Source organism: Lysinibacillus sphaericus (genome assembly GCF_015844675.1).
GTDB classification, from domain to species: Bacteria; Bacillota; Bacilli; order Bacillales_A; family Planococcaceae; genus Lysinibacillus; species Lysinibacillus sphaericus_E.
On record NZ_LDGC01000012.1, the window covers coordinates 1 to 5,216 of the forward strand.

General features: G+C 32.7%; 2 protein-coding genes and 1 pseudogene. 1 reads left to right on the top strand and 2 read right to left on the bottom strand.

Annotated elements, in window-relative coordinates:
- Positions 1–795 precede the first annotated feature (795 nt).
- Positions 796–2,568, top strand: coding sequence for a group II intron reverse transcriptase/maturase (ltrA, locus tag ABE34_RS04325; RefSeq protein WP_197139928.1), 1,773 nt, complete (start codon positions 796–798; stop codon positions 2,566–2,568).
- A 1,135-nt stretch (positions 2,569–3,703) separates the two neighbouring features.
- Here ltrA and ABE34_RS04330 read toward each other — a convergent pair.
- Together ABE34_RS04330 and vanY are read right to left on the bottom strand one after the other, a co-directional pair.
- Positions 3,704–4,237: a VanZ family protein gene (locus ABE34_RS04330; protein WP_197140729.1), complete on the bottom strand. Its 534-nt coding sequence runs from the start codon at positions 4,235–4,237 to the stop codon at positions 3,704–3,706.
- Positions 4,238–4,402: 165 nt separating this feature from the next.
- Positions 4,403–5,196: pseudogene (gene vanY / locus ABE34_RS04335) on the bottom strand (VanY-A/VanY-F/VanY-M family D-Ala-D-Ala carboxypeptidase).
- Between the last annotated feature and the right edge of the window lie 20 nt (positions 5,197–5,216).

Below are 5,216 nucleotides of genomic sequence, written 5' to 3' on the forward strand. Positions count from 1 at the left end.
GTGCGAAATGTTTCTAGTTTAAATTGAGAATGGTCACATTACTCAGGTAAAGGCTAGACAGTTCCTTTCGGAACTGAAGGGTTATATCGAAGAATCAAATGATGAGGTAACGCTCGGAAGGGTTCTCTCTTAGTCGAATAGCACTGGATTTAGTAAGAATGATTGTGTTATAAGCTCGGTGAAAAGGCGTGAGAAATTACCGTACCAGGTCCGCTGACGAAAGCCTACTCGAGGGAGTGGTGTAATTCATGATGCTTGAGTTGAATGAATATGGTGAGAATGCAAATAAACCGAAAAGAAATGGTTAAGCTGACGAACTTCTGAATGTACGGGTCTAGAACTGCGATACATAGAAATGTGTATATCACCAAATTGTGAGGTTAGATGTGGGTGAGTAAGACTAACTAATATGAAAATCCATGATACGTTACAGGCGTATGTATCTAACAGGCTTAGAGGAAGCACCTAAGTTCATTCTATAATAGATATAATTCAACGTTTTAAGCTGATAACGTGGAGGGCTTACTCCCCTAAGAAACGTTGACAAGGAAAGCAATAATGATACTAGTTACTGTATAACTTGCCTTTATATCAGTGAAAGTGGTGGCACAGTACCAATGAAGTGTCTAATCCACATGGAGGGATAGCCACTAGACTAATAAAGATTTATTCAACCAAGTAAGGCAGTTCTTTATCGATTAATAAGGTTCTTGTGAGACTAATAGAGGTTTAACTCCAAAAGGAGTCACCGACTTATTGAAACGGAAGAAACTGAGACACAATGAGTATTATAGTATGCAAGATTGTTTTGATACACTCTACGCTCAAAGTGTTTGTGGTCATCATTTCTATAACTTAACAGAATTAATGAGTTCTAAGGATAATATACGTCTTGCCTACCGAAACATCAAAAGAAATACAGGTAGCAAAACTGCGGGAATCGATAAATTAACAATTAATGATATTCTGCATTTACCAGTTGTAGATGTAATAGCTAAAGTTCAAGGTATGTTCAAATGGTATGAACCACAACCAGTTAGACGGGTTTTCATTCCAAAAGGAGTAGATAAAACTAGACCTTTAGGGATACCGACGATATGGGATAGAATTTTTCAACAATGTGTACTGCAAATTTTAGAGCCAATCTGTGAAGCTAAATTCCATAAACATAGTTATGGTTTTAGACCAAATCGCAACACTCATCATGCCAAAGCTAGACTTGAATTTCTCATTAACCAATCTGGACTACATTATTGTGTTGACGTAGATATTAAAGGTTTCTTCGATAATGTAAATCATAGCAAACTTTTAAAACAAATGTGGTCAATAGGCATTAGGGATAAATCCCTTCTTTCTATTATATCTAGGTTATTAAAAGCAGAGATTGTAGGAGAAGGTATTCCTACAAAAGGAACACCGCAAGGTGGTATTCTTTCACCTTTATTATCTAACATTGTGTTAAATGAATTGGATTGGTGGGTTAGTGACCAATGGGAAACATTTGAAAGCAATTATACGTATTCGACTAATGGTAGTAAGTATCAGCAATTAAAGAAATCGAGTTTGAAAGAGTGTTTTATTGTCCGTTATGCGGATGATTTTAAGGTGATGTGCCGAACAAGGTCACAGGCAATTAAAATAAATTATGCATTAAAAGAATTCTTGAAAAAGAGATTACACTTGGAGACGAGTGAAGAAAAATCAAAGGTCGTGAACTTAAAGAAAAACTCTTCAGAGTTTCTAGGATTTACAATAAAAGCCATAAGAAAAGGTAAGACCAGATTTGGTTTCGTAGCAAAGTCTGATATGTCAAAAAAGGCTAAAGCAAATGCCTTTCAAAAGATTAAAGAAGCGATAAAAGTAATCAAGAGAAAACCCTGCATTCAGACCGTTTGGAATTTTAATACCGTTGTAATGGGTATCCAAAACTATTACTCAGCTGCAACTCAAATTACAATTAACTTGAATGAGTTAAATCTATATCTACGCAAGACGTTATACAATCAACTAAAGAATATTCGAACAGAGGCAAGTTTTCATGAGATGTCAAAGACATTACAGAAGCGATACAAAGGATATAAGTCCAAACTATTTAAAATACAAAATATGGTCTTTGTCCCCATCCATGCGCAACGATGGAGAAAAACACTTGGTTTCTCCCAAGTGATATGTAACTATACTGCCGAAGGCAGAGCAAAAATTCACAATAGCCTAAAGGCTATCAATAAAAATACGCTTTCTTACGTCATGAGAAACTACATTCCAAACAGATCTATTGAATATAACGACAACAGAATAAGTAAGTTTATTGCCCAGTATGGCAAATGTGCAATTTTAGGTGAAGAATTAGGTATTATCGACTGGCATTGTCATCATATTAATCCTTTTCACATTTCAAAAGATGATAGCTACTCAAATTTAATAGTTTTGAATAAGGCTATACATCAACTTATACATTTGAAAGACAAAGTAAAAATTGAAAAGTTCCTAAAAGCTGTAAAGCTTACAAATAAGCAATTAGAAAAAGTAAATAACTTACGACTGAAATGTAACAATGAAATAATCTAACTTTGGAAAATCTTCACTCGGCTGCTTAAAACATAGAAAGAATAAATTGGATTAGTTGGAACGCCGTATGCGGTGAAAGTCGCACGTACGGTGTGAACAGGGGGAAAAGCCAGCGATAACTTCAAAGGCTTACCTATCTGTATGAAGAGTGTTGTTTAACTTTTGTTCAACTATCGTGCCATTTAGTTGAGTAAGGCTAAGGAAGTATTTTCATATAGCGCATTCGATGTAATAAAGATTAAAATGGGATGATGTATGTTTTATTTCTAAGTTTTATTTAGAATGGGAGATTGTATGAAAACCTATATGAAAATTTTTATGTATTTCTTTGTAATGATAGCTGTATACGGGATGTCGAGAATTTATCTTAGCGAAAATTTTCAAAATCTGGATATTTCAAGAGTGGTTTTGATAGTCATAATGGAATTAGTAAGTGGATTTCTTATTATTGATACTTATATGAGATTTAACGAAATATCCAATGTTAAAAAAACATCATTATTAGTAATAGCTATTCCAAGCTCAATGTTTGTTTGTGCATTTCTCACAAGTATTTATTTTTAAAAAAATTATTTTTGCTCAACTAACGGGGTGTTTAATTGAATATTCGCATCCCGAAATAATCAAACTTTTTTATAAAAACCAAACTAAATAAATAAAGAACCAACTGTTTTGATTAAACTTTGTTTCAAAACAGTTGGTTTCTTTCTGTATAAAATCAGCGTTTGCAACTTACTTTTAATCGAACTTTATTAAAAAGCTACATCTATATAAAAATAAAAGTAGAATTAGTTCTTCAACTAATTCTGCAAAAAGCTATTATAATGTGTAACATTCTATTTGTCATGTTGTTAAATCTTTTACAGTAGAACATAACTTGACTTTTAATAAAAAACAACTCCTAAGCCTTTCTATTATTGAGTAACGCTTGAAACAAACTCTATTCTGAAAAATATAAATCAAAATGGAGTTTAACCTTTTTTAGCCCCCGTTAGCCATCCAAATCGTGTGAAATTAACACTAACCACAGAAAATGAAAGATGATTACGTTCTTTCATGGGAGTTTAAGTGTATTCATTCACAAATGTGCAAATATGAGTGCAGAGCAAGTCTATCAAGCAAGAGTATAAGAATATTAAAGAATGCGAACTTTAATACCGAAAACACCTGATGAAAAACAAATACTCAAAATCAAGAAAGTGATTCCTGTTATAATTGAAATTAATCCAATAGCATATTCGACTTTATCTTTAAAAATTTTGCATAAGATTTTATAAAAGACAATTCCAAAGAATCCACCTAATCCATTCAAAATTATATCATCAATATCAGTAGCACCTACTTTAAATGAGTATTGCAAGATCTCAACTGCCACACTAATAAGAACGCTCCATAAAGTGTTAATGAATATCCTTTTATTGTGATTAAACAAAATCAAATAGATACCTAATGGTATAAATAAAACAATATTACCCAGTACATTAACTACTGAAAAAATACCACCAATAGATAAATAATCTGTTATAGTATAAAACGGTATAAGATTTACAGATTGAAATGAATTCGTTTTAAAAAATAAAAATGCAAATAAAATAAAAATATAAAATCCTAATCCTATAATTAACAAAATATAGTTGTGTTCTGTTTTTTTACTTTCATTAATCTTCATAGAGTATTCTCCAAATTCTAATTTATCTTCTTATAAGCTACCTGCCTATATTATTATAATTCCCTGTAAACATTAATATTTCACTTAATTTAATCCCTATTTTCGCCGTGTGGTAATACCGTTCATCAATTTCGTTCAGTTTATTCCGCACCCTCACCTAAGTTTCTACACCTTATCAGGAAATACTGTCACTATCACACCATCCGTATTATTGCCCGATACCTCAAAACGAAGATTTGCTGGCACATTAATAGTGGTATTTTCAGTAACAGGATAATAAAAGACCTCATATTTTTGACCATTTACAGTAGCAGAAATATGTTTTTCTTCTTTTAGATAGTCTAAATATTCCTCTAACACAAAATTCTTTTCTTTCATAATCGCACTATGTGGTAAACCGACATAGCGAATATGCCATGGTTCATTCATAATTCCCGTTATGTCCGTTTTATCCTCTGGATAACGTAGAGTAAACCCGTATTTCCAAGCGTTCTCTGCAATCCACTCTCCCTCAGGTGCTACCTCCATCTTCCCTTGGGTACTTCCCACATCAAGCGATAAACCTAAATTGTGTTCGCTGTAACCTGCTGGCAAGGCACGAATGGAACCCATTTCTTTATAAAGTTTAGATTGCTCATCAAATCCTCGAAAACCACTTGTAATTAAAAAACTAGAAACTTCATCTTCTTTCGCATCAAGAACCATATCCGAAAATTTCCTTGCTATATCTTCTGATAAATATGTTTCGCTATTAAACAATCTGTTCCTTTTACCAATTCTTTGCGAACATTTAAATTGATGACATCTGATTTTATACTTTCATTGTGAACTGGGTGCTTACTGTTGACCAAAAGTAAATTTCCTTGATAAATTTGTTCTACTGGAATTTCTACTTTTTTTATATTTCCAGAAGACAACTTTCCCTCCACTACACCATTCTCATTATAGGCATTTCCTATTACACCTTTTTCATCTTGAA